Source organism: Beduinella massiliensis (assembly GCF_900199405.1).
Lineage (GTDB): Bacteria > Bacillota > Clostridia > Christensenellales > Aristaeellaceae > Beduinella > Beduinella massiliensis.
The window spans coordinates 3,386,268-3,411,865 of sequence record NZ_LT963430.1 but is presented as its reverse complement, the minus strand read 5'-3'; the positions used below and the strand labels follow the sequence as shown (position 1 = coordinate 3,411,865).

Genomic DNA, 25,598 nt, shown 5'->3' with positions numbered 1-25,598 from the left:
CTTTTCTGGCGTCAGTCCAGGAAGTCTTCGTTGATCTCGACGTGAAAGTCGCGCGCGATGGCGCGCAGGTCGTCGTCGCTGATGGTTTGGCGGATGCCCTGGCCGCAGGAGAGCGCCAGCACGTGAATCTGGGCCGCCTTTTCGATGGTGTGCATCAGGCCAAACGTCGTGTCAAAGTCCGGGCCGGAGGCGAACAGGCCGTGGTGCGCCCAGACTGCGGCATCGAACGCCTTCATGAGCTCGCTCGTCGCCAGCGCGATCTGCGGGCCGCCGGGCACCATCCAGGGCACGACGCCGACGCCCTGCGGAAAGACGACGGGGCATTCCGTGGCGCTCTTCCACAGGGCGCGCGAGAAGTCGCGGCTCGTGAGCGGCAGCACGTAGGTGAGGGCGATGACGTTCGCCGGGTGCGCGTGGTAGATCACGCGGCAGGCGCCGTCCGTGGCCTTCACGCGCACGGCATGGTTCATGAAGTGGCTTTCAAACTCGCTCGTGGGCCGCCCGCCCTTTTCCAGCCCCCAGACGATGCGGAAGCTGTCGCCCGCGTCGTTGATCTGCACGATGCAGATGTTGTCCTGCGGCGCGCGCTTGACGTTTTGAAAGAACTTGCCGCTGCCGGTGGCGATGAAGTGCTCGCCCGCCAGGTGCGGCGCGCACACGCCCATCTGAACGTAGGGGCGGTGATAGGTGAAGTACGGCTCCGCGAGGGCGGCCTCGTCCTGCGTCATGCGGTAGGTCAGGTTGCCTCCGTTGCGCTCGTGCCAGCCCTGCTGCCAGCCCAGCTCGCAGGTGTGAATGTATTCCCGCATGCAGTCGATGTCAAAGATGCTGTTCATCCTGTATTCCTCCCTTTCAGGCGCGCTTTGAGAGCACGTCCCGTTCGTACGCCTCGACCTCGTCCAGCCACGCCTCGCGCTCGGGCACGCCCGCGCGGCGGCAGGCCTCGTCCCACACAGCGCCCCAGGGATAGCCCTTGTACTCCTCGTCCAGCGCCAGAAGCCGCGTGAAGCGCGCGCCGTCCTGCAGCCGCTTCAGGTCCTCCCAGGGCGTCAGCAGGGCCTGCAGCAGCGCGCGCTGCATGGCGCGGACGCCGACGACCCACGCGGCGACGCGGTTGATCGAGGCGTCGAAGAAGTCCAGCCCGATCAGCACCCGGGAGAGCGCGTCGTTTCGCACGATTTCCTTGGCGATTTCGCACAGCTCGCCCTCCAGGCGCACGACGTGGTCGCTGTCCCAGCGCATGGGGCGCGTCACGTGCAGGGGCACCTTGTCAAAGGCGCAGAGCAGCGCGGGGATCTTGTCGCTGACGAATTCCTGCGGGTGGTAGTGGCCGTTGTCCAGCAGCGTGTAGACGCTGGGATGCCGCGCGGCGTAGGCGATGTAGAATTCGCTGGAACCGACGGTGAACGCCTCCAGGCCGATGCCGAAGACCTTGCTCTCCACGCAGTCGATGACGCCGGGCAGCGCTTCCGCGAAGATTTCGTCCAGGCTCTTTTGCAGGCGCAGGCGCGGCCCCAGGCGGTCGGCGGGCACGTCCTTATAGCCGTCCGGAATCCAGACGTTGCAGAGCACCGGCGAGCCCAGCCGCGCGGCGATGGCGGAGGCGACGCGGCGGCAGGCGATGCCGTGGCGCACCCAGAAGGCGCGCACCGCCTCGTCCGGCGACGAGAGGGTCAGGTTGTCCTTCACCATGGGGTGCGAGAAGAAGGTGGGGTTAAAGTCGATGCCCAGGCCGCGCGCCGCCGCGTAGTCCACCCAGGCGTCGAAGTCCTCCGGCAGGAGCTGGTCGCGCTCGCGGGGCGCGCCGGAGAAGACGGCGTAGCTCGCGTGCAGGTTGATGCGGTGCTTGCCGGGGACGAGCGAGAGCGCCTTGTCCATGTCCTGCATGAGCTCCTGGGGGCTGCGGGCCTTGCCGGGATAGTTGCCCGTCGCCTGAATGCCGCCGGAGAGCGCCTCGCCCGCGTTTTCAAAGCCGGTCACGTCGTCGCCCTGCCAGCAGTGGATGGAGATGGGCTGGGCGAGCAGCAGCGAGAGGGCCCGCTCGGTGTCCACGCCGATGGATGCGTATTGGGCCCTGGCCAATTCGTATGCGTTCATGGGGAACCTCCTTTATAAAGAAAAGCCTGTTTGTTGGGTAGGGATTCCGAAGGGGCTGGCCCCTTCGGCCGGGGCGCGGGGGCAGAGCCTCCGCAAAAAAGAATCAGCGGCAGCGAAAAAGCGGGAACCAGAGGGGTTCCTTCAAAGAAAGGAACGGGCGGGAAGCAACGGCTGTGCGGATTGCTCGGGGCGCGTTCCTTGGGAATCCCTTCCCTGACGCTATGAATACGAGAGGGTGTCGAAGCTGCGGCGCACCAGCGCCCGCGCCTGCTCCTTCGTTTGGAGCTCGCCCGCGCCGAGCATCTGCGCCAGCACGTTGCCCAGCGCCGTGGCCTCCGCCGGGCCCGCCGTGACGGGACGCCCGCAGGCGCGCGCGGTCAGCTCGTTCAGGTAGCCGTTCCTGCACCCGCCGCCGACGATGCACACGCGCCGGATGGGCTGCCCGGTGAGCGCTTCCAGCTCCCGCACCGTCCGCGCATAGCTCTCCGCGAGGCTGTGGTACACGCAGGCGCAGAGCTCGCCCGGGGATTTCGGCACGGGCTGGCCGCTCGCGGCGCACGCCGCCTGCACCGCCCGCGTCATGTTTTCCGGCGCGAGGAAGGCGGGATCGTCCACGTCGATGCGGCCTTCAAAGCCGTCCGCCGCCCGTGCGGCTTCCGCCAGCGCGCCGAAGTCCGGCTTCCCCGGAAGCTCACGCCGGATGCACTGGACGATCCAGAGCCCCATGATGTTTTTGAGGTAGCGGATGCTCCCAAAGCAGCCGCCTTCGTTCGTGACGTTCGCCAGGCGGCTTTCCTCGCTCAGCACGGGCGCGTCCAGCTCCACGCCCATCAGGCTCCAGGTGCCGCTGGACAGGTAGGCGTCGCCCGCCTCGACCGGCGCGGCCAGCACCGCCGCCGCCGTGTCGTGCGTGGGCGGCAGCACCACGTCGCAATGAAAGCCCACGCGCGCCGCGATTTCCGGCGACAGCGCGCCAACTCGTTCGCCCGGCTGATGCAGGGGCCCGAACAGACGGCGGGGAAGGCCGAGCGCGTCGATGAGGGAGAAGTCCCAGTCCCGCGCGCGGGCGTCCATCAGCGCCGTCGTCGAGGCGTTCGTGTATTCGCTGATTGCCTCGCCGGTCAGGCGATAGTGCAGGTATTCCGGCATCATCAGCAGGCGCCGGGCACTTAAGAGCGCCTCCGGTTCCTGTTCCCGCAGCGCGAGCAGCTGATACACCGTGTTAAACGGCTGCTTTTGAATGCCGGTGCGCGCGTAGAGCGCGGATTCGGACAGCACCCGGCTGAGCAGCGCGTCCATGCCCTGCGTGCGGCTGTCGCGATAGGCGACCGTATCCCCGATGCGCGCGCCCGCCTCGTCCAGCAGCGCGAAGTCCACCGCCCAGGTGTCAATGCCTACGGAGACCGGCGTCACGCCCAGCGCATGACACGCCTCCATGCCGCGCAGCACGTGCTCAAAGAGCGCGTCCGCGTCCCAGATAAGCCGCCCGCCGCGCTGCTGCATGCCGTTTTCAAAGCGGTATACCTCGCGCAGCGTCAGCTGCCCCTCCTCGATGGAGCCCAGCATGTGCCGCCCGCTCGACGCGCCGATGTCGATGGCCAAATAGGCCCGTGGCAAGGAAATCCCTCCCTTTTCATTTCGTTCGCTGCTTTCAGTATAAAGGCGTCCGAAATAAAAAGAAAGGACGTGATTTGACGAAATTCACGTCCTCATTTGCTTCCTGTACGCCGCGGGCGTCAGGCCGAAGCGCGCGCGGAAGGCACGGTGGAAGTAGCTCGTGTTGTCGTATCCGACCAGCTCGATCACCTGGCCCACGGTGAGCGCCGACGTGCGCAGCAGGTAGGCCGCCTTGTCCAGCCGCTTTCGGCTCAGCAGCTCGCGGTAGGTCTGGCCGGTCGCGGCGTGCACAAGGCGGGAGAGGCGCGGCAGCGGCACGCCGGTTCGCGCCGAGAGGGCGTAAAGCGAGCTTTGCGCATAATTTTCCTCGATGTCGCGCAGCACAGCGAGCACGAGCGCGTCCTGCGCGCGGGCCGGCTGGGCGTATTCCGCGCGGGTGAGGCAGGCGGCCAGGTGCATGAAGAGCAGCTCCATCGTGGCCTTCTCCAGCCCGCGCCGCCCCTCGTCCGGGATGAGCAGGCTGTAGATCAGGTTTTCCAGCAGGTTCTGCACCGGCATTTCGTCCGCGACGTGAAAGAGCAGATAGTCCGGCACGCCCGGCTCCGGCGCGGGCTGCGGGCGCAGGCAGTCGGTCAGGAAGCGGCCGAGCAGCGTGTCCTGCCCGATGCGCTCGGCCGCGGTATCGAAGAACTGCGGCAGCACGATGAGGTTGACGGCGATGTCGCCCGCGCCCGCGCGGTCGATGGCGTGGAAGGCGCTTTGGCCGAGCAGCAGCAGCTCGCCCGCGCGCAGCGTGACGGTCTGTGCGTCGTCCAGGATATGCGTCGTCTCGCCCTGCACCATGTAGAGGATCTCGACGTAGTTGTGCCCATGGCGCGGGAAGGCCGCGAAGCGCGTGTGCTTGCGAAGCGCGATCATCTGTCCGCGGCGGAGCATCTTGTCCCTGTCCACCGTGAAGTCGCGCGCGTAGGTATAGGCGGCGCGGTCCACCTGCGCGCCGCGCAGCAGGCGCTCCTCCTCGGGCGTGATGGCCGCGAGGCGGCGGAGCAGCTCATCCCTCATGCGCGCGCCTCCCTTGCTTTTCTCCTTTGGAAGGTTCGCCGCGCGCCCTTCAACTCCTGCCTGCGACAAAAAAGGGCGTTTCTGGAAGGCGCGGGCAAAAGAGGAAGGAGCCACAAGCATAAGCGCGGCGCCGGATGCCAAAATAGCGTGGTAGATACGGAGCGAAACGGCAGATTGGGGCAATGAACGGATGATCGAACTTTCACATATCGGCAAGAAATACCGCATGGGGGACGGCGAGGTCGACGCGCTGGCGGACGTGAATCTCTTCGTAAGCAGGGGCGAGTTCGTGGCGGTCATCGGGCCGTCGGGCTCCGGCAAGTCGACGCTGATGAACATCATGGGCTGCCTGGACAGGCCGAGCGCGGGCGCGTACCGGCTGGACGGCGTGAACGTGGAGCTGCTGGGCGCGGACGAGCTCGCGGCGGTGCGCGGGCGGAAGATCGGGTTCGTGTTTCAGGGCTTTCAGCTGCTGCCGCGTCTTACGGCGCTGGAGAACGTCGAATTGCCGCTGATGATCGCGGGCGTGGGCGCGAAGGAACGCAGGCGGCGCGCGGGCGACGCGCTGGTTCGGGTGGGGCTGGACGCGCGCATGCGCCACCGGCCCAGCCAGCTTTCCGGCGGGCAGCAGCAGCGCGTGGCCATCGCGCGGGCGCTGGTGACCGACCCGCCCGTGCTGCTCGCGGACGAACCGACGGGCAATCTGGATTCGCGCGCAAGCCGGGACGTGATGGACCTGCTCTGCGCGCTCAACGCGCAGGGCCGCACCGTCGTGCTCATCACACACGACCCGGGCGTCGCCGCGCGCGCGGGCAGGCAGGTGCGCGTGAAGGACGGAAGGTTGGAGGGGGCGAACTGAACCCATCTGGAAAGATACGCACAGGACGTGGAAGACCCCGGAAGGCGAAAACCTTCCGGGGGATCGGCGTTAGTTGTTTCCGGCTGCTTTGAGGCTTGCGAGGTAGCGGTCGTATACGGTCTGGTAAATGCGCAGGTACTCGTCCAGACCGGCAGCGTTCAAATCCTTTAAGTAGGCGTCCCATTCCTCATCGACTCCGCCGTCCATCATCCATTTGGCGGAATACGACGAGACGATATTTTTCAGCTGTGGAACGATCTGGGAAATCGTGTTTTGCTCTTCCTGCAGGAAGAAAAGCCGCGGGAGTGCTTCAAATTCGTCCATGATTTCATATTTTCCGTTTGTAATCTGACCTTCCAGTAGGTATTTCATCGTATCGACGGGGTACTCCAGAATCGTGTCATAGTAATCGGACAGAATAGCGAGAGATCCTTTAACCGGTGTACAGAAATTGCGCATATCGGCAAACGATGCGAAGCCATCCTTGAGGTTGGGCTGACCGTTCTCGTCGAAATCGTAACCGATCAGGCCGTTTTCTTTCTGTACGAAGATGTACTCCGGCATGCCCCAGTTAAGATAAATCGATTCGTAGGGCGCGTAGCAGAAGTCTACGAAACGGGCGACAAGCTCGGGGTATTCGCAGGCGTCGGTAATGGCGCAGGCGGTAGGAAGCTGGAGCTCAGAGAAGTTATTTTCCACGCCGGACATTCCTTGGGGTCCCTGGAGACGCGGAAGTGCAACGTACTGTTCGCGCACAGCGCCGTCCGGTACGGCGGACATGCGGTTCCATGTGCCGCATACGCCGATCTGTGCGACGCCCTGATTCATCTTGTCTACGATGATACCGCGCGGGTTACTGCTGGGCGAGAACGAGGCGGGATCAATCAGCCCTTCCTGATACATTTGATGGAACCATGCGACGGTGTCCTTATACGCATCGAGCGTGGCAGTGTATACGAGTTTACCTTCCTTAGCGGTGAGAAAGTCGTCCTGCTGGCCGACGATCGGAATGCCCTGACCGAAGCAGCCGGCGATGGAGCAGAAGATGTTTTGGCTTCCGAAATCTCCGTTTTGCATGAAGTTGAAAGCCATGGGGTACTCGTCATCCAGACCGTTGCCGTTCAGATCCTTCCCCTTCATGGCGCGCATTGCGTCCGCCAGTTCGTCTAACGTCGTAGGTACGGGCAGGCCCAGCTGATCCAGCCAGTCTTTGTTGATAATCATCGCGCCCGGCGTATTGACGAGCCCTTTCATCTCTTCAATGTAGGGGAACCCGTACATATTGCCGTCGGGAGCGGTGCACATGGCCTTGTACTCCGGGCGCTCTTCAAATATTTTTTTGAGGTTGGGCATGTACTGTTCCACTAGATCCTGGGTCGGAATGAAGATACCCGAATCGATGTACTGCGAAATCACGCTTGCATCGATCGTGTTCCAGAAGACGTCCGGATAATCGCCGCTGGCAAGGAGGAGATTGGCCTTTTCCAGCGCCCCTTCCGATGGGTTTTTGAGCCAATCAAAGGTAATGCCAGTCTTTTCGGCTGCGTATTTAACCCACATCGTATCGTTCAGCTCTTCTGGCAGCAATGGATTGGCTGCGATAAACATCGTGATTTCGGGCATTTGAGCGTCTTGCTTCAGGATGGGAAGTCCCTCCGCATTCATGATATCCGAGATATCTGGGGCGGCATAAACCGAGGCGGGCAGGAGCAATGCCAGGCATACGAACGAACAAAGAATAGCGCGTATACTTCTCTTTTTCATACCAGATTCTCCTTTTCGATGTAAACTTTTCGATGCTGCTTTTTTTTGCGGTTTTGACGGATGGTTCCCAGTCGCTGCCCTCCTTTCCTGATCATTATGGCGGGACGTCATCCCTTGATCGCGCCGATCATCACACCTTTTGCAAAGTACTTTTGCAGGAATGGGTAGAGCAGAAGCAGCGGGAGCGCTCCAATGACGATGACGCCATACTTCATCTGTTCTGCCAACTTGGCGCGGGAATCATACCCCATGGCATCTCCGAGCATGTCGGTCGTGGAATTGATGAGGATTAGGTTGCGCAGCACGACCTGCAGGGGCATCTTCTTTTCTTCGGTCATGTACATGAGCGCGTTGAAATACGCATTCCACTGCGATACGGCGAAGAAAAGGCCGATGACGGCAATGATGGTCTGAGATAGGGGGAGTACGATGCGAAAGAAAAACGTGAAGTCATCGCATCCATCGATCCGGGCTGCTTCCAGTAGTTCGGGTGGGATCGATTCCTGAAAAAAAGTTCGGGCGACGATGAGGTTCCAAGCGCTGCACGCGCTGGGCAATACGATCGCCCAAGCGGTGTTCAGCAGATGAAGCGACTTGATAAGCAGATAGGAAGGGATCATGCCGCCGGAGAAAAACATCGTAAACGTGAAGATCATCATGAGTCCATCCCGAAATACCATGTCGCGCCGGGATAAAACGTAGGCGGCGGGGATCGTGGTCACGAGCGAACAGACGACCGTCAAGCCCATATAGAGAAAAGAATTGGTGTATCCGCGCCATAAGGGCTTGTATTCCAGAATTCGTTCATACCCGTCCAGAAAAGGTTTTTCCGGATATAGAAGAAACTTTCCTGAGTTGACGACGGCGGGATCTGTAAAGGAGGCTATGAGGATATAATAGAGCGGGTAGATAACGACAAGACACAGAACTGTCAGCAATATCCCTAAGGCCACATTGAAGATGCGGTCATTGCGCGTCAGACGTTTTCCTTGATACATTTGCGCCCCTCCTTATCAGAACAGGCTGACGCTGGAAAGACGTTTGCAGATCCAGTTCGTCAGAATAAGGAATAGAAGATTGATGATGGAATTAAAGAGACCGACGGCCGAGGCAAAGCTGAACTGCGCGCTTTGCACACCCACCTTATACACGTAAGTGGAAACGACCTCACTGACGGTTAGGTTCATGCCGGTCTGCATGAGGTATACCTTTTCATATCCCACGGAGAGCATATTGCCCGTCGCTAAAACAAGCATGATGACAACCGTAGGGGTAAGCGCGGGTAGCTCGATATAGCGGATTCGCTGCATGCGTGTGGCGCCGTCGATCATCGCCGCTTCGTATAAATCAGGAGAAATCGTCGTGAGCGTGGAGAGATAAATGATGGCGTTAAAGCCCGCCGTCTGCCAGATGCCGGAGAGGACGTAAACGGGAATGAAGTATTCTGGACGCGACATAAACATGCGGCTTCCAATACCGCATACCTCCAGCAGGCGGTTTACAAAGCCCGTCGTCGGATTGAGTATGACGGAGAGGATGCCCACGACGACAACGTTGGAAATAAAATAAGGAACATAGGTGGCCGTTTGCACGAATTTGCGTAGCGTCGTACGTTGGATTTGGTTGATGACGAGCGCCAGTAGAATTGGAACCGGGAAGCTAAAGAGCAACGTGCAAAAACTGAGACGCAACGTATTTAAAATGCTTTGGAAGGCGATCTGTGTGCTAAAAAACTGTTGAAAGTACTTAAGGCCGGCCCATGGGCTTCCCCAGATACCCAGCTTGGGTTTGTAGGTTTTAAAGGCTATCAGCAGACCGTACATGGGGCCATAGCAGAATACAGCGACCCAGATGAGGGCAGGTAAAAGCAGAATCCATAGTTGCCACGTACGCAGCATCCTGTGCAGACGGACGCAGCGCGAAGCAGAACGATTCATGGCAATCCTCCTTACCGGTTTTCGGGTATCCTCATAGAAATAATCGACATATTCTGCACATTGACGCTGCCGTTCTGCGCGTATATGCCGATGCATCCGGTGTGAAGCGCGGTGGTAACGGTGCTGAAACAAACGCGGCCATTCAGACTGATTTCAATTTCTCCTCCTATATGACGCAGCAGGATGGAGATACTGCCCATGGAAAAATCTGCTGCACATTCCTGAAGCACTCTGTAATCAAACCATGGCTGACCGCTTTCCAGCGTGCAATGCGCGTGCTTAATCAGTCGAACCGTTCCACGGGTGGGACAGAATTCCAGAAAATATCCGGCGGCATCCTCATCCAAGTGAAAACAGACCCCGCCGCTGTGCGCCGCTACGGATAGCTGTGCCTTCAAGGTGAAATCGTGGATATCGGGAAATTGCGCGCAACATGCCTCCATGCCCTCCAGGACGGTCAGCGTGTGATCCGTCATAAACGCAGTAGGATTATGCATGCAGAGGCTATGTTCCGCCTTGTCCCACGGAACGGTTTGTCCGGCATAATTCTCCCAGGCGGCAGGCGAACACAGGTAAAGACTTCCATTGTTGTCCTGACGGACGTCTAGGACGGCTGGGACGTACTTTATCACATGTCCTTTTGCGATTTGAAGACCGAATGGACTGGGACCGTCCTCCAGGGCGAATGTCCAACAGGCGAAAACGTCGCGCCCCTGAAAGCGAGCCAACCTTCCAGCATAATGGGACCAAGCGGGCATGAGCAGAGGGTTTCCCGCAGGTTCAAAAGGCCCAGAAATCGACTTGGACACCCAGTATCGCTGCGTTTGATCCTCGATAACGCAGGCGATCAGATAATAGAGGCCGCCGATTTTATAGAGCTGCGGGCATTCCAGGTCGTAGAATGCGTACGGCGCAAACAGAGGGGGGCATACTTCCCATTCCACCAAATCCGTCGATTTCATGAGGCCGACACAACCACGACGCAGGTACGGGCCGTGGTTTATGCGTGCGCATATGAGACAGAAATAGACGCCGTCTTCATAATAAATCTTAGGGTCGCGCCAGGATACATGATCTGGGTTTTGATGTAATTGTTCGTAAAAGCGTGGGTCTGCAGGGATGAAGCCGGGGGTCTTTTCCCATATCATCAGGTCGTCTGAAACGGCGGTCATAATGCGCTCTTCACGGCCGCCTTCACGACGGCAAGTGGCGCCATATAGCATCACGTAACGCCCGTTTGCCCTTGTGACGCTGACTGTACGAATCATGTCGTCGTCCCAATCACCGGGGTTGCCGGTTCGCAAAGCCGGAGCGACGGCTTCCCACGAAAGGCCATCAAAGGAAACGGCATGTGCGATGAGATCGCGATTTGGAATGACCAGATGGAACATATGAAGTATTCCATCTTTTTCAATGATCTCTACGTCGCCTATGTCGCTATGGTAGCTTCTGGGTCTGTACAAGGCAGATCACATCCTTAATAATGTTATCGATAACATTATTGCTTAAATAAAAAAGCGAAAATGTTAACGTCTACAATTTGGATTATAGAGCGTAATTGCTGAAATGTCAAGAATAAATTTATAATATTTTTGACGATAAGTTGCGAACGACCACAAATGATGATAGAATAAAGTTATCGATTACAAAATCGGAGGAACATAAGATGGCGACGTGCAAAGATGTTGCCCAGCGTGCAGGCGTATCGACGGCAACCGTGACCAGGGCTTTTGAAAGCGGCAGCACGATTAAGGAGTCAACACGGCAAAGAATTTTACAGATTGCACACGAAATGCAGTATACTCCAAACCTTACGGCACGCAGCCTTAAACAGCAGCGTACGCATACGATCGGCATCACCCTAAAGGATGCGGATAACCCGTTTTACATGCAGGTAGCGAAGCGTTTGGAGCATCGCTTATTGGAGCGAAATTATCGCGCGCTGCTTTCGTTTGCGGATCCCGTGACGCTGGATGAAACGAAGTGCTTGGAGGTCATGTTCGGCTCGCGGGTAGACGGTGTTATTTTTTCTCCTGAAACGACGGCTTGCGCTTCGGTGGTGGATGCAATGCAGGCGCAGAATATTCGATTTTTGCAAATCTTTAAGCATTCATTCGCCAATTTGGACGCCCTGTGCATCGAAAACGAGTTGGGCGTGTTTATGGCGGCACAGTACCTCCTAGACCTTGGACACCGACGTATGCTATTTATCAGCGACGGACACGACGCGCGCATTGCCGGATTTTGGAGGGCGCTGGAAACGCGGCAGGTGCCGCCGTTCTGTGCACAAGAGGTTCCTCTCGAAAAAGACGCGGCGGAGGCGACGGCGCATCTGCGGGCAGAGATGGATCGTATTCATCCTACGGCGATGATCTGCATTGCAAACCGCGCCAGCACAGTGGCGTTTCGCTTGCTTTGGGATATGGGGCTTCGCATTCCGGAGGACATGAGCCTGATAATTAACGACGATCTTCAGTGGTGCCAAATGCTCGATATCACGACGGTCGCCCATCCTTATGACGAGATTGCGCAATGTGCGGTTGATAAACTGCTAGACCGCTTAGAAAACCCCTCCCAGCCTCAGGAACCGAAGACAACATGGATTAAGCCGTTGCTGATTCGGAGAAAATCCGTGAGCCGCATAGCGCCGGGTGAATAAGCGGAGCGGGCTGCAGACGAAACATCGTCCGCAGCCCGCCCCTCCATTATTCGTACTTCCCGTTTTCGAGCGTCCGCTTGAGGAACTTGCCGGTGTAGCTCTTTTTGCACCTGGCGACTTCCTCGGGCGTGCCGGTGACGACCACCTGACCGCCACGGTCGCCGCCCTCCGGCCCCAGGTCGATCACGTAGTCGCAGGCCTTGATGACGTCCAGGTTGTGCTCGATGATGAGCACGGTGTTGCCGGCCTCCGCCAGGCGCGAGAGCACCTGCACCAGGCGGTCGCAGTCGGCCATGTGCAGGCCGGTGGTGGGCTCGTCCAGCACGTAGAGCGTCTTGCCGGTGGAGGCGCGGGAAAGCTCCGTCGCCAGCTTGATGCGCTGCGCCTCGCCGCCGGAAAGCGTCGTGGAGGGCTGCCCCAGCTTGATGTAGCCCAGGCCCACGTCGTAGAGCGTCTGCAGCTTGCGCAGGATTTTCGGGTGGTTTTCAAAGTAGGAGAGCGCTTCCTCGACGGTCATCTCGAGCACGTCGTAGATGTTCTTGCCCTTGTAGGTCACCTCGAGCGTCTCGCGGTTGTAGCGCTTGCCCTTGCAGACCTCGCAGGGTACGTACAGATCCGCGAGGAAGCTCATGTCGATCTTGATGATGCCGTCGCCGGAGCAGGCCTCGCAGCGGCCGCCCTTGACGTTGAAGGAAAAGCGGTTTTCCTTGTAACCGCGCTCCTTGGCGTCCGGCGTCTGCGCGAAGACCCTGCGGATGAGGTCGAACAGCCCCGTGTACGTCGCGGGGTTGGAGCGCGGCGTGCGCCCGATGGGCGACTGGTCGATGTCGATCACCTTGTCCAGAATGGGCTTGCCTTCCGGCGGGAAGAGCCCGTCGATGGCGTCGTGATCGCCGGGGCGGGTCTTGGCGCGGTTCAGGTCGTGGGCGAGGGCCTTGTAGACGATTTCGTTGACGAGCGAGGACTTGCCGCTGCCCGAGACGCCGGTGACCACGCACATGACGCCCAGCGGGATGTCCACGTCGATGTCCTTGAGGTTGTGCGCCCGCGCGCCGCGCACGGTGATGAAGCCCGCGGGCTCGCGGCGGCGCTTCGGGATGGGGATGTAGCGCTTGCCGGACAGGTACAGGCCGGTGATGGAGTCGGGGTTTGCCTTGATCTCCTCCACCGTGCCTTGCGCGATCAGCTTGCCGCCATGCGCGCCCGCGCCGGGGCCGATGTCCACGATCTGGTCCGCCGCGTACATCGTGTCCTCGTCGTGCTCCACGACGACCAGCGTGTTGCCCAGGTCGCGCAGGTTTTTGAGGGTATTCAGCAGCCGTTCGTTGTCGCGCTGGTGCAGGCCGATGGAGGGCTCGTCCAGGATGTAGAGCACGCCCACGAGGCTGGAGCCGATCTGCGTCGCCAGGCGGATGCGCTGGGCCTCGCCGCCGGAGAGCGTGCAGGCCGAGCGGGAGAGCGTCAGGTAGTCGAGGCCGACGTCCGCCAGAAAGCCCAGGCGCGAACCGATTTCCTTGAGCACCTGGTGGGCGATCATGCGCTCCTTTTCGGTGAGCTCCAGCCCGTCGAAGAACTTCTTGGCCTGCAGAACCGACATGTCGGAAATCTGCGCGATGTTCTTGCCGCCGATGGTGACGGCCAGCGCTTCGCGCTTGAGGCGCTTGCCCTTGCAGGAGGGGCAGGGCGTCTCGGTCATCAGCTCCTCGTACGCTTCCTTCGCGCCGTCGCTGCTGGTCTCGTTGTAGCGGCGCTCGATGGTGGTGATGATGCCCTCGAACGGCGCCATGAAGCTGCCGCTGCCCTGCGCGCGGCTGTATTCAATCTTGATCTTTTCGCCCTTGGTGCCGTAGAGCAGGATGTCTATGATCTCCGGCGGCAGATCGGAAAGCGGCGTGTCCAGCGAGAAGCCGTAGTGCTTGGCGAGCGCGCCGAAGAACATGCTCGCCTGCGAGGAGGCGTCGCGCGTGTTCCAGCCGGTCGCCTGTATGGCGTCCTCGCTGAGGCTCTTGGACCAGTCGGGGATGACGAGGTTCGGGTCTACCTTCATGAGCGAGCCCAGGCCCGTGCAGGTCGGGCAGGCGCCGTAGGGGCTGTTGAAGGAGAACAGGCGCGGCGCGAGCTCCTCGATGCTGACGTTGCAGTCCGGGCAGGCGTAGTTCTGCGAAAAGAGCAGCTCCCGCTCGCCGGGGCCGATGTCCACCACGGCGAGGCCGCCGGACTGGTGCAGCGCGGTTTCCAGCGAGTCGGTGAGGCGGGTGGAGATGCCCTCCTTCACGGCGATGCGGTCCACCACGACCTCGATGGTGTGCTTTTTCTGCTTGGTGAGCTGCGGCACGTCGCCCACGTCGTACGTCTCGCCGTCCACGCGCACGCGGACGAAGCCCTGCTTGGCGATGTCCTCGAAGAGCTTTTGGTATTCGCCCTTGCGGCCGCGCACGAGGGGGGAGAGGATCTGAATGCGCGTGCGCTCAGGCAGCGCCTCGATCTGGTCCACCATCTGATCGACCGTCTGCTGCTTGATGACCTTGCCGCAGACCGGGCAGTGGGGAATGCCGATGCGCGCGTAGAGCAGGCGCAGGTAGTCGTGGATCTCCGTAACCGTGCCCACGGTCGAGCGCGGGTTGCGGCTCGTCGTCTTCTGGTCGATGGAGATGGCGGGGGAGAGGCCGTCGATGTAGTCCACATCCGGCTTTTCCATCTGACCCAGGAACATGCGGGCGTAGGAGGACAGGGATTCCACGTAACGGCGCTGGCCCTCGGCGTACAGCGTGTCGAACGCGAGGGACGACTTGCCGCTGCCGGACAGGCCGGTGAAGACCACCAGCTTGTCGCGCGGGATGGTCAGGTCGATATTCTGCAAATTGTGCTCGCGGGCACCTTTTATGATAATTTGGTCTTGCACGGAGTACCTCCACCTGTCATTTGAATGCGGGCTCATTATAACACAATATAAAAATGAGAACAAGCGTTTTTATAAAAGAAGGAGACCGGAAAATCCCGGGGGGAACGAAAACAGCGCCGGGGAGAGGGCGCGGCGGGCCGTTTCGGCCTTCCGCGTCCGTTCATTCTCTGAGCGAGCGCACGCTGCCGCGGGCGTTCAGCCTAGGGGAATAGATGGTCTTCACATGGCGGCCCAAAGGGTCCGCGATGCGCTTTAACAGGGTTTCCGCCGCCGCGCGCCCCATGATCTGCGGCTCGCAGCTGATCGTGGTGAGATTGAGGCCATCCTCCGACACCAAAGGCGAATCGTCGAAGCAGACGATGCTGATGTCCTCGGGAACGCGTCTGCCCAGCTTGAGAAGCTGGTGTACGGCGCCTGCCGCCATGTAATTATTGCCGATATAGGCGGCGGTATAATCGCGCGGCATGAGCCAATCGGCAAATTTTTTTCCGCATTCGCGCGAGAGGTCCCCAAAGACGGCGTCGTCCTGGGTAAAGGGAACGCCGTTATCGTGCATGGCTTCGGTAAAGCCGCGCAGGCGGTCCTGGGGCGCGGCGGAGTTGCGCGGCCCGGCCAGGTGCGCGATTCGTCTGTGCCCATTTTCAATCAGGTGCTGCGCGGCCAGGTAGCCGCCCCGGTAGTTGTCGATGCGGACGACGTCCAGGTCGAGGGAGCGTATATACCGGTTGACGAGCACGACGGGGATTTCGGCGCTTTGCAGAAAGGAAACCAGCTCCTGCGTTTCCACCGCGGTAATCATGATGATTCCCGCGTAGCCGTTTTCCTCGGCGGTCTTGATGCAGCGCATTTCGACCTCGGAATCATACCGGCTGTTGCAAAGCGACATCTGGTAGCCGTTCGCTTCGAGCACGTCGTAAAGGCCGAGGATGATGTGCGCGAAAAACTCCGTGGCGATGTCGCCGACCACGACGAGCACCGTCTTGGAGAGGATGCCCCTGCCCTGAAAAAGGGCGTCGCTGTCGCTGATGCCCAGCTCCTGCATGGCTTTGCGGATGCGCTGCATCGTCTCCGGGCGCACCTTTGCGCTATGCGTCAGCGCTCTGGAGACCGTCGCGAAGGAAACGCCCGCCTTTTCCGCGATGAGTTTTTGCTTCATCTCTGCGCCCTCCATTTGTTTCCTGCCGGTATTATATAGCCAAGCCCTCCTTGCGTGCAACTTGATTTCATGAAAAATTTGAAATTCGTGAAATTGGATTGCGGCCGCAAGAAGGGAACCCTATAATGAACACAAAACAGGGGAGGAAAAATGGAGATTATCTCCAAACCCTTTGAAAGCTGCACACGCTGCGCTTAGCGTACGGACATCTGAGGGGACCTCGAAAGCGATGCCTGAGAAAATATTTCAGAAGGAGCGAAAGCGATGATTCATCCTGTTGGATGCCGGCGCGAGCTGTTCGTGGATGGCGAGCTGCTGGACGCCGGACGGACGACCGCGCGCGAGACGCTGCACCATCCGCAGCGCCGGGAATGCGTCATGACGAACGACGCGCCGTGGGAGGCCGACGGCTGGGTCTATTACACCGTGTTGCAGGACGAGCGGATATTCCGGATGTATTATCTGTGCATGCCGATGTACAACCGGGAGCATACGCGCCACGATCCCCCGTTTCATCATATCTGCTATGCGCAGAGCGGGGACGGGATTCACTGGCACAAGCCAGATCTGGGTATCTGCGCCTATGAAGGCGACACCCATAACAACATCGTGGCCATCACGGACACGATGGACGCATTTCACGTGTTCATCGACCGGAATCCCGCGTGCCCGGCGAGCGAGCGCTATAAGGCCGTGTATACGCGCCCGGGGCGGCAGCTCTGGTGCATGACCAGCGCGGACGGTCTCCACTTTCAGGACGGCTGGATGCTCTGCGATAAAGGGGTCTACGATTCGCACAACACGGCATTTTGGGACGGAAACACGGGACGGTATGTGTGCTACGCCCGCGATTTTCACGAGAGCGCGGAGGGCGAACGGATCCGCGACATTCGGCGGATGGAGTCCGGGGATTTCCGCACCTGGTCGGAACCGGAGCGCATCTCCTACGCGGACTCGCCCTACGACTTTCACATGTACACCAACGGCATTCAGCCCTACTTCCGCGCGCCGCATCTGTACGTCGCCTTTCCGGCGCGATATACGGAACGCCGGGAATGGACGGCGAATTACGAACGGCTGTGCGGCGCGGAGCGGCGCAGGTGGCGCATGCAGTTCCACCCGCGCTATGGCCTGGCGGTGACGGACGGGCTGTTCATGTCCTCGCGCGACGGAAGGCGCTTCAGGCGATGGAACGAGGCTTTCCTGCGGCCCGGCCCGGAAAGCGAGAAGCGTTGGGTATACGGGGACGGCTATGCGGCCTATGGCCTGATCGAGACGCAAAGCGCCGTGGACGGCGAGGATCGGGAGCTCTCGCTTTACGCCAGCGCGAACGATTGGTCGGACACGCCCGTGCAGGTGTTCCGCTACACGCTGCGCCTGGACGGCTTCGTCAGCCGCGGCGCCGGCTACGCGGGCGGAGAGGTCGTCACGCAGCCCCTCGTCTTTGAAGGGGAGGCATTGTCCGTGAACTTCGCCACCTCGGCTGCGGGCGGCATGCGCGTTCGCCTGGAGGATGCGGAGGGCAACGCGTTAGCGGGGTATGACAGCGGCGAGCTTTTCGGCGACGCCACCGACCGGCGGGTTGACTTTGAAAGGCCGCTTTCCGAGCTGCGGGGCAGGCCGGTGCGCCTGTGCTTCCATTTGCGCGATGCGGAGGTCTACGCATTTCAATTTTTGCCGAAGGAGAAATGAGCGAATGAAAAATCAGTTTCGGGCGGCGCTCGCTTCCGGGCGGCGTCTCCTGGGCACCCACGTCAACCTGACCGACCATCGCGTGTGCGAAATGCTGGGCTCGGTGGGCTTTGACTACCTGTGGATCGACATGGAGCATATTTCCACAAGCTTTCATGAGATGGAGACGCACCTCATCGCCGCAAAGGCTGCGGGCACGCCCAGCATGGTGCGCGTCACCTGGAACGACATCCCGAACATCAAGCGCGTCCTGGAGGCGGGGCCGGACGCCATCGTCGTGCCCATGGTCAACAGCGTCGAGGATGCCCGGCGCGCGATCGACACCTGCATCTACCCGCCGGAGGGCAGGCGGGGGTTCGGGCCCTGCCGGGCGATTCGTTACGGCCTGGACAGCGTGCAGGACTACATCGACCACGGCAGCAAGGAGCTGTGCAGGTTTTTGCAGGTGGAGACGCTGGACGCGGTTCACGCCATGGAGGAGGTCGCGAAGATTCCCTATGTAGACGGCTTCGTGATCGGCCCGATGGATCTCAGCGGCTCCGTGGGCGAGCTGGGCCACGCGTTGCAGGGGGAAAGGACCAACGCTTATATCGATTTGGCCATCCAAAAAGCGCACGACGCGGGCAAGCCCATCGGCCTTTCCACGGGCGCGGATACCGCCGCGGAGCTTGCGCATTGGATGAGCAAGGGCGTAGACTTCATTTCCGCGAGCACGGACATGTGGAGCATTTTAAAGGGCGCGCAGGATCTCCTGGCGCTCATGCAGGAGGTGTCCGGCAGATACCCGCGCGATGAGGGAGGGAAGGCCGTATGACGGCCGCCGGAAAAAACCGCCGGCGAGAGGCGGTCCGAAGGCTGGGGCGGGATGTCGTGCGCGACCGTCAGCTCTACCTTCTCATCCTGCCGGCTGTTTTGGTGGTGTTCTTCTTCAACTACGTGCCGATTTACGGCCTGCAGATCGCTTTTAGGGACTTCAAGCCCTCGCGCGGCATCTGGGGAAGCCCGTGGGTGGGGCTGAAATACTTTGAGCGCTTTGTAAAGTCGCCCAACATGTGGACGTACGTGCGCAACACCCTGAGCCTTTCCATCTGGGGCGTGCTGATCGCCTTCCCTTTGAAGGTATTCCTCGCGCTGGTGATCAACGAGATCGGCGCGCCGCGCTACAAGAAGTTCGTGCAGACCGTGACGTACGCGCCCTATTTTATCTCCGTGACCGTGCTCATCAGCATGGTGAACCTGATGCTGAACAAGGAAACCGGCGTCCTGACGCTTCTCTTTCAGGCGATGGGGCTACACGCCGAGGACTGGCTCACGAGCCCCAGGGCCTTTCAGTGGGTTTACGTCGTCTCCGGCATGTGGCAGCAGACGGGCTGGGGCGCGGTGATCTTTCTGGCGGCGCTGTCCGGCGTGGATCAGCAGCTCCACGAGGCGGCGATGATCGACGGCGCGACGCGCGTGCAGCGCATTTGGCACGTAAATCTGCCGAGCATTCTGCCCACGGTGACGATCATGTTCATCCTTCAAATGGGCGGGCTGATGAGCGTCGGCCATGAAAAGGCGCTTTTGATGCAGAACGCGCTGAACCTGGAAGCCAGCGAGCTGATATCCACCTACGTCTACAAGGTAGGCCTGCAAAAGGCGCAGTACAGCTTTTCGGCGGCGGTAGGAATGTTCAACTCGGTGGTCAACGTCGTGCTGATGCTGACAATGAACTGGATCGTCAAGAAGATGGGGCAGGTGAGCGCGCTGTGAACGCTAGACGTGTATCCCGGAAACGCCTTTCAAGCGGGGATGACTTTATCGTCGACTTCATCGTGCTGCTGTTGACGGCTGCCGCCCTGATCGTCGTGCTGTATCCGCTCCTGTTTGTGCTTTCCTCCTCGGTCAGCGAACCGATGAGCGTCGTGCGCGGCGAGGTTCGGCTGCTGCCCGTCGGGTTCACCCTGGAGGGCTACAGCCGGATTCTTGAATACACCCCCATCTGGCGGGGCTATCTGAACACGATCTTTTACACGCTCGGCAGCGTCGCCGTCACCCTCGTCACGACGATTCCCGCAGCCTACGTGCTTTCGCGCAAAGAGCTGCGAGGGCATGGCTTCCTGACGGCCTATTTCGCGTTCACGATGTTTTGCAACGCGGGCCTGATTCCGACCTACCTGGCCGTTCAGAGCTACGGAATGCTCAATACGTTCTGGCCGCTGATCCTGGAGGGCGCGGTAACGATGTCCAACCTGATCGTCGTGCGCACTTACTTTACCACGTCCGTGCCACGCGACCTTTCTGAGGCGGCCTTTATCGACGGATGCAGCAATATGAAGCTGTTTGTGCAGATCATGCTGCCGCTGGCCAAGCCGGTGATCGCGGTGATCGCGCTGTACGCGGCGGTCGCGCAGTGGAACAGCTACTTCAACCCGCTGATCTACCTGTCCGACCCGGCCAAATATCCCCTGCAGGTTCACCTGCGCAATATCCTCATCATGGGGGAGACGACGGACTTCATGGGCTCCGACCCCGAAGAGCTGGCGGATATGGTGCGGCTGCGCCAGCTTCGCGAGTCGATGAAATATGGGCTGATCGTCGTATCGGCGCTGCCCATGCTCTGCGTTTATCCGTTCCTGCAGCGCTTTTTTATGAAGGGAATCATGATGGGGTCGATCAAGGGCTGATCGTAAAGCGGCCTGGTAACGCGGCGGGAAAGGAGGGGGACGATTTTCAACGGAGCACCGACGAACAGAATGACCGACCTACTATGAAAGGAGTTCACGTGATGAAGCGCTTTCTGGCGTTGTTTCTCTCGGGGTTGCTTTGCGTTTGCGCGTTTGGCGCCTGGGCTGACGACAACTTATCCGAGTACAGCAAGCAGATCGACCTGACGGTCGATTACCCGGTCTTTATGCAGGAGGACATCACCTTCCCTCTGGTCGAAACGCCGATGACGGTAAGCGTCCTGTTTCCGCGCACCGCGAGCCATGCCGAGGATTTCAGCGACATTTGGTGGACGAAGTACGTCGCTGAACTGACCGGCATTACCTTTGACTTCAAGCTGGTGGAAAACAGCGTCTGGGAAGAGCGCAAGAATCTCGCGTTCATGTCCGGCGATTACCCGGAGGTCTTCTTCACGGGCATCACGGCCGCGGACGAGCTCTCCTATGGCTATGAGGGGAAGCTGCTCGACCTCAAGCCGCTGATCCAGGAATACGCGCCCAACCTTTGCGCGCTCTATGAGGCATTTCCGGACGTGGTGAAAGGCACCATGCACGAAAACGGCGCGATTTACGTGCTGCCGATGATCTCTTACGCGCCAAGAAGCGCCAACCCCGCCTGTATCACGATCAACCAAAACTGGCTGAAGGCCGTCGGAAAGGAGGTTCCCACGACGACGGAGGCGCTTTACGACGTGCTGAAGGCGTTCAAGGAGGGGGACCCGAACGGCAACGGCGAGGCGGACGAGATTCCCACCACGCTGATGGCCACCGACAGCAATGGCGAGCCGAAAAACGACTACCTGCTGTACGCCTTCGGCTATACGGATATGACCGACGACATTCTTGATGGGCAGTACGTGTTCGTGCCTGCGCAGGACAACTACCGCGCTTACGTGGCGTTCATGCACAGGCTTTACACCGAGGGCCTGCTGGACGGCGCCTACTTTACGCAGGACACCACGGAGATGGAGTCCAAGCTGTCGGCGGAGCAGGTTGGCGTCACGACGACCGGGCTGACGGCGCTGCTGGGGAACTATCAGGACTATATCGCCGTCCCGGCGCTCACCAGCCCGGAAAACGCCGAGGCGGTCTGGCCGATGACCAGCATCAACTATCAGCGCAACGTAGCCTGTATGGCCCTCACGGATAAGTGCTCCGAAGAGACCGCGATCGCGATGATCCGTTTCGCCAATTACCTGGTGACCACGGAGGCGTCGCTCGCCGTGCGCCTCGGCCCGTCGCAGGCGGAGAGCGATGACGGTTACGGCTACACCTATGATTCCATCGAAAACAAGCACGCCTATGGCGCGACGCGCAAGTTCCCCGACGCGTATTCCAGCTATTACAACTTCCGGATGAGCAAGACGCCCATGAATCTGCCGGCCTACATCAATCCGCTGGTGGACGACGTGGTCGTGGGCAGCGACGACAAGAACAACTGGTCTACGACGCTGTGGACGAACGCTGGCATTTACGCAATCAGCCGTCCGGTGTTCGACCTGCAGTGCACGTTTACGGAGGAGGAGCAGACGGACCTCGCGTATTATCAGGAGCTCGTTTCCTACGCGACGTCCAGCCGCGCGAAGTTCATCTCCGGCGAGGTCGAACTGACGGACGAGAACTGGAACGCCTACCTTTCGACGCTCGAATCGTACGGGCTGAGCGACTACTGCGCCCTGTGCCAGGCGGCCTATGAGCGCTATCTTGCGCTGCCGGATACGATCGGCTGACGGATGCCCGCGGTCAGCGCATTCATATGAACGCGGCCATCGGCATTGCCGACAACCTAAACGCGCTCCCGGCCGAAAGCTCTTCGGCCGGGAGCGCGTTTGACTGGGCCCCGATTACCTGCTCCTTCTGCGCGAGCGCTGGCGGCTTCTTACCTGCTCCTTCTGCACGGGCGCTTCCTCGCCGCGCAGCTCGAACAGCCGGTCGCGCAGCTTGGCGGCGAGCTCGAAGTCGAGGTTGGCCGCGGCCTGCAGCATCTGCTCCTCGACGTGCTCCTCCATGCGGCGCTGCTCCTCGTCGGTGAGCGGCTGCTCGCGCAGGCGCCCCTTCTTCTTCTCGCCGGGCGCGTGGCCAATCTCCAGCAGCTCGCGCACCGCCTTGCTGACGGATTGCGGCGTGATGCCGTGCGCTTCGTTGAAGGCCATTTGAAGCTGGCGGCGGCGGTTCGTCTCGAAGATCGCGGCGTTCATGCTGTCGGTCATGACGTCCGCGTACATGATGACGCGGCCGTCCACGTTGCGCGCCGCGCGGCCGATGGTCTGCACGAGCGAGACCTCCGAGCGCAGGAATCCTTCCTTGTCCGCGTCGAGGATCGCGACCAGCGCGACCTCCGGGATGTCTAGCCCCTCGCGCAGCAGGTTGATGCCCACCAGCACGTCGAACTCGCCCAGGCGCAGGGCGCGGAGGATCTCCTGGCGTTCCATGGTCTGAATGTCCGAATGCAGGTAGCGCACGCGGACGCCCATCTCCTGCAGGTAGCTCGTCAGGCTTTCCGCCATCTTCTTGGTGAGCGTCGTCACCAAGACGCGAAAGCCCTTCTCCGTGACGAGGCGCACCTCCGAGAGCAGGTCGTCCACCTGCCCCTGCGCCGGGCGCACGATGATTTCCGGGTCGAGCAGGCCCGTCGGGCGGATGATCTGCTCCACCACCTGCGAGGAGCGTTCCAGCTCGTACTGCGAAGGCGTGGCGCTGACGAAGACCGTCTGGCCGATGCGCGCCTCAAACTCGGAAAACTGCAGCGGGCGGTTGTCAAACGCGGAGGGCAGGCGAAAGCCGTATTCCACCAGCGAGGTCTTGCGCGCGCGGTCGCCGTTGAACATCGCGCGGATCTGGGGAATCGTCACGTGGGATTCATCGATGAAGCAGATGAACCCCTTGGGGAAGTAGTCCAGCAGCGTGTAGGGCGCGTCGCCGGGCTTGCGGCCGTCGAAGTAGCGCGAATAGTTCTCGATGCCCGTGCAAAAGCCGATCTCACGCAGCATCTCGATGTCGTAATTCGTGCGCTGCGAGAGGCGCTGGGCCTCGAGCAGGCGGTCGTCCTCCTTGAGCTCCTTTACGCGGGACGCCAAATCCTGCTCGATGTTCGCGATCGCCTGGTCGATCGCATCGCGCGGGGTGGCATAGTGCGTCGCGGGGAAGACCACCGCGTGGTCGAGCACCATTTCGACGTGGCCGCTGACGACGTCCACCTGCGAGATGCGATCGATCTCGTCGCCGAAGAACTCCACTCGAATGGCTTTATCGCTGCTGTTCGCGGGGATAATCTCCACAACATCGCCGCGAACGCGGAAAGTTCCGCGGTCAAACTCCATATCGTTGCGCGTGTATTGAATATCGACGAGGCTTCGCAGCAGCGCCTCGCGGTGCATCTCCATGCCGGGGCGCAGGGAGACCATCATGCCCTCGTACTCGCTGGGGTCGCCCATGGAGTAGATGCAGGAGACGGAGGCCACGACGATGACGTCCCTGCGCTCCCGCAGGGCGGCCGTGGCGCTGTGGCGCAGGCGCTCGATTTCGTCGTTGATCGAGGCGTCCTTTTCGATGTAGGTATCCGTCGAGGCGATGTACGCCTCCGGCTGGTAGTAGTCGTAGTAGCTGACGAAGTACTCCACCGCGCTGTCGGGGAAGAACTCGCGAAACTCCGCGCAAAGCTGCGCGGCGAGGGTCTTGTTGTGGGCGATGACGAGCGTGGGGCGCTGCACGCGCTCGATGACGGACGCCATCGTGAACGTCTTGCCCGAGCCGGTGACGCCCAGCAGCACCTGCCCCGGATCGCCATTTTCGATGCCGCGCGCGAGCGCCTCGATGGCCTGCGGTTGATCGCCCTGCGGTTTAAAGGGGGACTTGAGGACAAAACGTCCGTCCATGGTTTCAACTCCCTTAAATCGGCTGGATCGCCGTTGATAGTGGATGGGGAATGCGACGGCATGGCTGCCTGAACGTTTATTATACCACATATTCCGGAAAATTAGAACGCCCGTTCGTAAAAATGCGCGAAAAGAGGCGGACTTTGCGTCAAAAAAGGACGGCAAAAGCCGCCCAAGAGAGGGTGGGGAAAACAGGAGACGGGGTGCGGCGAGTACGCAGGGGCCTACAGCAGAAGATCGCGCCGCAGGCGGCATTCTTCCGGCGTCATGGCAAATTCCCGCTTGTACAGGCGGCCGAAATAGCTGGTATCCCAATATCCGACGGATTCCGCGACCTCGCGGATGCGCATGTCGGTGTGCAGCAGGCGCCACCGGCTGAGGTGCAGGCGCACGTGCTGCAAAAAGGAGGCGGGCGAATAGCCGGTATGGCTGCGAAACAGGGCGCACAGGCGCGTGCGGGACAGGTAAAAATGGCCGGCGAGCTCGTCGAGCGAGGGATTGTCCAAAAGACGCTCGCAAAGATACTGCTGGATGTCCGCGGCCTGCTCGTGTTCGCTGAAGGCAAAGCATCCGCGCAGAGAGAGCTCGGCTTCCGATAAAAATGCGCCGAAATCGCGGAAATCCCGATGCACGCGGCTGAGCCCGGCATGCGCGGGAACGGACGGGATGCCCTTTTTCTGTGCGATCAGCCACGCGCTGACGTACCCGTGGACGCGGAGCGCGCCGGCGCACGTGTTTGGAGCCTCAGCCGGCCGAAAGGCGTATTCCGAAAGGAGAAGAAAGCAGCGGGCATGAAGGGACACCTGGCTGCAAAGGCGCGAGAAGGCAGGATTGGCCCGATAGCTGAGCGGTTCAAGCGGATCTACGCAGGGCAGCTCCTGGCGGCTCAGGCGCTGGCGCAGTTCAGCCAGCGTGGCCAACACCTCGTCCTCTTCAAAGGGCTTGACGATATAGCGGCTCACCCCCAGCCGGATCGCCTCCTTTGCCGCGTCAAAATCGCGGTAGGAGCTGATGAATACGATCTCGGGCTTTTGCCCGGCGGCATTCAGCGCTTCGATCAGTTCAAGCCCGCTCATTTCCGGCATCCGGATGTCGGTCATGACCACGTCCGGCCGTTCCGCACGAATAAAGCTAAAGGCTTCGCGCGCGGAGGTAAACCGTCCGACGATCGTAAAACCGGCTTCTTCCCAGGGAATGAGGCCGCTGAGCCCTTGAAGCGCGAGCTCCTGGTCGTCTACGAGCACCACTCGGATCATGGCGCCTGCCGCCTCCT

The 25,598-nt window shown here is 60.5% G+C and carries 18 protein-coding genes and 2 pseudogenes; 8 read left to right on the top strand and 12 right to left on the bottom strand.

The window, feature by feature from the left end; genetic code table 11:
• Positions 1 to 11: 11 nt before the first annotated feature.
• The 4 genes from rhaD to C1725_RS16380 all read right to left on the bottom strand — a co-directional run bounded on the left by rhaD (position 12) and on the right by C1725_RS16380 (position 4,776).
• On the bottom strand, positions 12 to 836 hold the full coding sequence (gene rhaD, locus C1725_RS16395; protein ID WP_102412760.1) for a rhamnulose-1-phosphate aldolase: 825 nt from the start codon (positions 834 to 836) through the stop codon (positions 12 to 14).
• 16 nt (positions 837 to 852) lie between these two features.
• On the bottom strand, positions 853 to 2,097 hold the full coding sequence (locus C1725_RS16390) for an L-rhamnose isomerase (RefSeq protein ID WP_102412759.1): 1,245 nt from the start codon (positions 2,095 to 2,097) through the stop codon (positions 853 to 855).
• A 219-nt stretch (positions 2,098 to 2,316) separates the two neighbouring features.
• Positions 2,317 to 3,714, bottom strand: coding sequence for a rhamnulokinase (rhaB, locus tag C1725_RS16385; RefSeq protein ID WP_102412758.1), 1,398 nt, complete (start codon positions 3,712 to 3,714; stop codon positions 2,317 to 2,319).
• A gap of 84 nt (positions 3,715 to 3,798) precedes the next feature.
• Positions 3,799 to 4,776, bottom strand: coding sequence for a helix-turn-helix domain-containing protein (locus C1725_RS16380; protein WP_102412757.1), 978 nt, complete (start codon positions 4,774 to 4,776; stop codon positions 3,799 to 3,801).
• Positions 4,777 to 4,966: 190 nt separating this feature from the next.
• Between C1725_RS16380 and C1725_RS16375 the strand changes: the two genes are divergently transcribed.
• A complete protein-coding gene (locus C1725_RS16375; protein ID WP_102412756.1) occupies positions 4,967 to 5,635 on the top strand; it encodes an ATP-binding cassette domain-containing protein in 669 nt (222 codons plus the stop codon).
• 69 nt (positions 5,636 to 5,704) lie between these two features.
• Here C1725_RS16375 and C1725_RS16370 read toward each other — a convergent pair whose 3' ends face one another.
• The 4 genes from C1725_RS16370 to C1725_RS16355 all read right to left on the bottom strand — a co-directional run bounded on the left by C1725_RS16370 (position 5,705) and on the right by C1725_RS16355 (position 10,799).
• Entirely contained in the window at positions 5,705 to 7,399 is a 1,695-nt protein-coding gene (locus tag C1725_RS16370; RefSeq protein WP_346026761.1) for an extracellular solute-binding protein, read from the bottom strand.
• A gap of 107 nt (positions 7,400 to 7,506) precedes the next feature.
• Entirely contained in the window at positions 7,507 to 8,397 is an 891-nt protein-coding gene (locus tag C1725_RS16365; protein ID WP_102412754.1) for an ABC transporter permease subunit, read from the bottom strand.
• Between the two features lie 15 nt (positions 8,398 to 8,412).
• Positions 8,413 to 9,336: an ABC transporter permease subunit gene (locus C1725_RS16360; protein WP_102412753.1), complete on the bottom strand. Its 924-nt coding sequence runs from the start codon at positions 9,334 to 9,336 to the stop codon at positions 8,413 to 8,415.
• A gap of 11 nt (positions 9,337 to 9,347) precedes the next feature.
• A complete protein-coding gene (locus C1725_RS16355) occupies positions 9,348 to 10,799 on the bottom strand; it encodes a glycoside hydrolase family protein (RefSeq protein WP_102412752.1) in 1,452 nt (483 codons plus the stop codon).
• A 203-nt stretch (positions 10,800 to 11,002) separates the two neighbouring features.
• Here C1725_RS16355 and C1725_RS16350 point away from each other — a divergent pair, with 203 nt between their 5' ends.
• Positions 11,003 to 11,995, top strand: a complete 993-nt coding sequence (locus C1725_RS16350; protein ID WP_102412751.1) for a substrate-binding domain-containing protein — start codon at positions 11,003 to 11,005, stop codon at positions 11,993 to 11,995.
• A gap of 46 nt (positions 11,996 to 12,041) precedes the next feature.
• On the opposite strand, the gene uvrA is transcribed toward C1725_RS16350, so the two are convergent.
• Positions 12,042 to 14,897 (bottom strand): excinuclease ABC subunit UvrA, encoded by a 2,856-nt coding sequence (gene uvrA / locus C1725_RS16345; RefSeq protein WP_102412750.1) that lies wholly within the window; start codon positions 14,895 to 14,897, stop codon positions 12,042 to 12,044.
• 160 nt (positions 14,898 to 15,057) lie between these two features.
• Entirely contained in the window at positions 15,058 to 16,053 is a 996-nt protein-coding gene (locus tag C1725_RS16340; protein WP_346026760.1) for a LacI family DNA-binding transcriptional regulator, read from the bottom strand.
• Positions 16,054 to 16,317: 264 nt separating this feature from the next.
• On the opposite strand from C1725_RS16340, the gene C1725_RS19510 reads away from it, so the two are divergent.
• The 6 genes and pseudogenes from C1725_RS19510 to C1725_RS19660 form a co-directional block, all read left to right on the top strand.
• On the top strand, positions 16,318 to 17,745 hold the full coding sequence (locus C1725_RS19510) for a sialidase family protein (RefSeq protein WP_346026759.1): 1,428 nt from the start codon (positions 16,318 to 16,320) through the stop codon (positions 17,743 to 17,745).
• A 4-nt stretch (positions 17,746 to 17,749) separates the two neighbouring features.
• Positions 17,750 to 18,559 carry an HpcH/HpaI aldolase family protein gene (locus tag C1725_RS16335; protein ID WP_346026758.1) on the top strand — a complete coding sequence of 270 codons (810 nt, stop codon included), beginning with the start codon at positions 17,750 to 17,752 and terminating at the stop codon, positions 18,557 to 18,559.
• Positions 18,556 to 19,497 carry an ABC transporter permease subunit gene (locus C1725_RS16330; protein WP_102412747.1) on the top strand — a complete coding sequence of 314 codons (942 nt, stop codon included), beginning with the start codon at positions 18,556 to 18,558 and terminating at the stop codon, positions 19,495 to 19,497. The genes C1725_RS16335 and C1725_RS16330 overlap by 4 nt, the downstream gene beginning before the upstream one ends.
• Positions 19,494 to 20,411 (top strand): carbohydrate ABC transporter permease, encoded by a 918-nt coding sequence (locus tag C1725_RS16325; RefSeq protein WP_346026757.1) that lies wholly within the window; start codon positions 19,494 to 19,496, stop codon positions 20,409 to 20,411. The genes C1725_RS16330 and C1725_RS16325 overlap by 4 nt, the downstream gene beginning before the upstream one ends.
• 101 nt (positions 20,412 to 20,512) lie before the next feature.
• Positions 20,513 to 22,180 carry a type 2 periplasmic-binding domain-containing protein gene (locus C1725_RS16320; RefSeq protein WP_102412746.1) on the top strand — a complete coding sequence of 556 codons (1,668 nt, stop codon included), beginning with the start codon at positions 20,513 to 20,515 and terminating at the stop codon, positions 22,178 to 22,180.
• Between the two features lie 26 nt (positions 22,181 to 22,206).
• Positions 22,207 to 22,398 (top strand): annotated as a pseudogene (locus tag C1725_RS19660) (hypothetical protein); the annotation flags it as partial.
• Here the strand turns inward: C1725_RS19660 and uvrB are convergent.
• Both uvrB and C1725_RS16310 read right to left on the bottom strand, forming a co-directional pair.
• A pseudogene (uvrB, locus tag C1725_RS16315) lies at positions 22,358 to 24,325 on the bottom strand (excinuclease ABC subunit UvrB); the annotation flags it as partial. The pseudogenes C1725_RS19660 and uvrB overlap by 41 nt on opposite strands.
• Before the next feature lie 224 nt (positions 24,326 to 24,549).
• Positions 24,550 to 25,581: a response regulator gene (locus C1725_RS16310; RefSeq protein ID WP_102412744.1), complete on the bottom strand. Its 1,032-nt coding sequence runs from the start codon at positions 25,579 to 25,581 to the stop codon at positions 24,550 to 24,552.
• Positions 25,582 to 25,598: the final 17 nt, after the last annotated feature.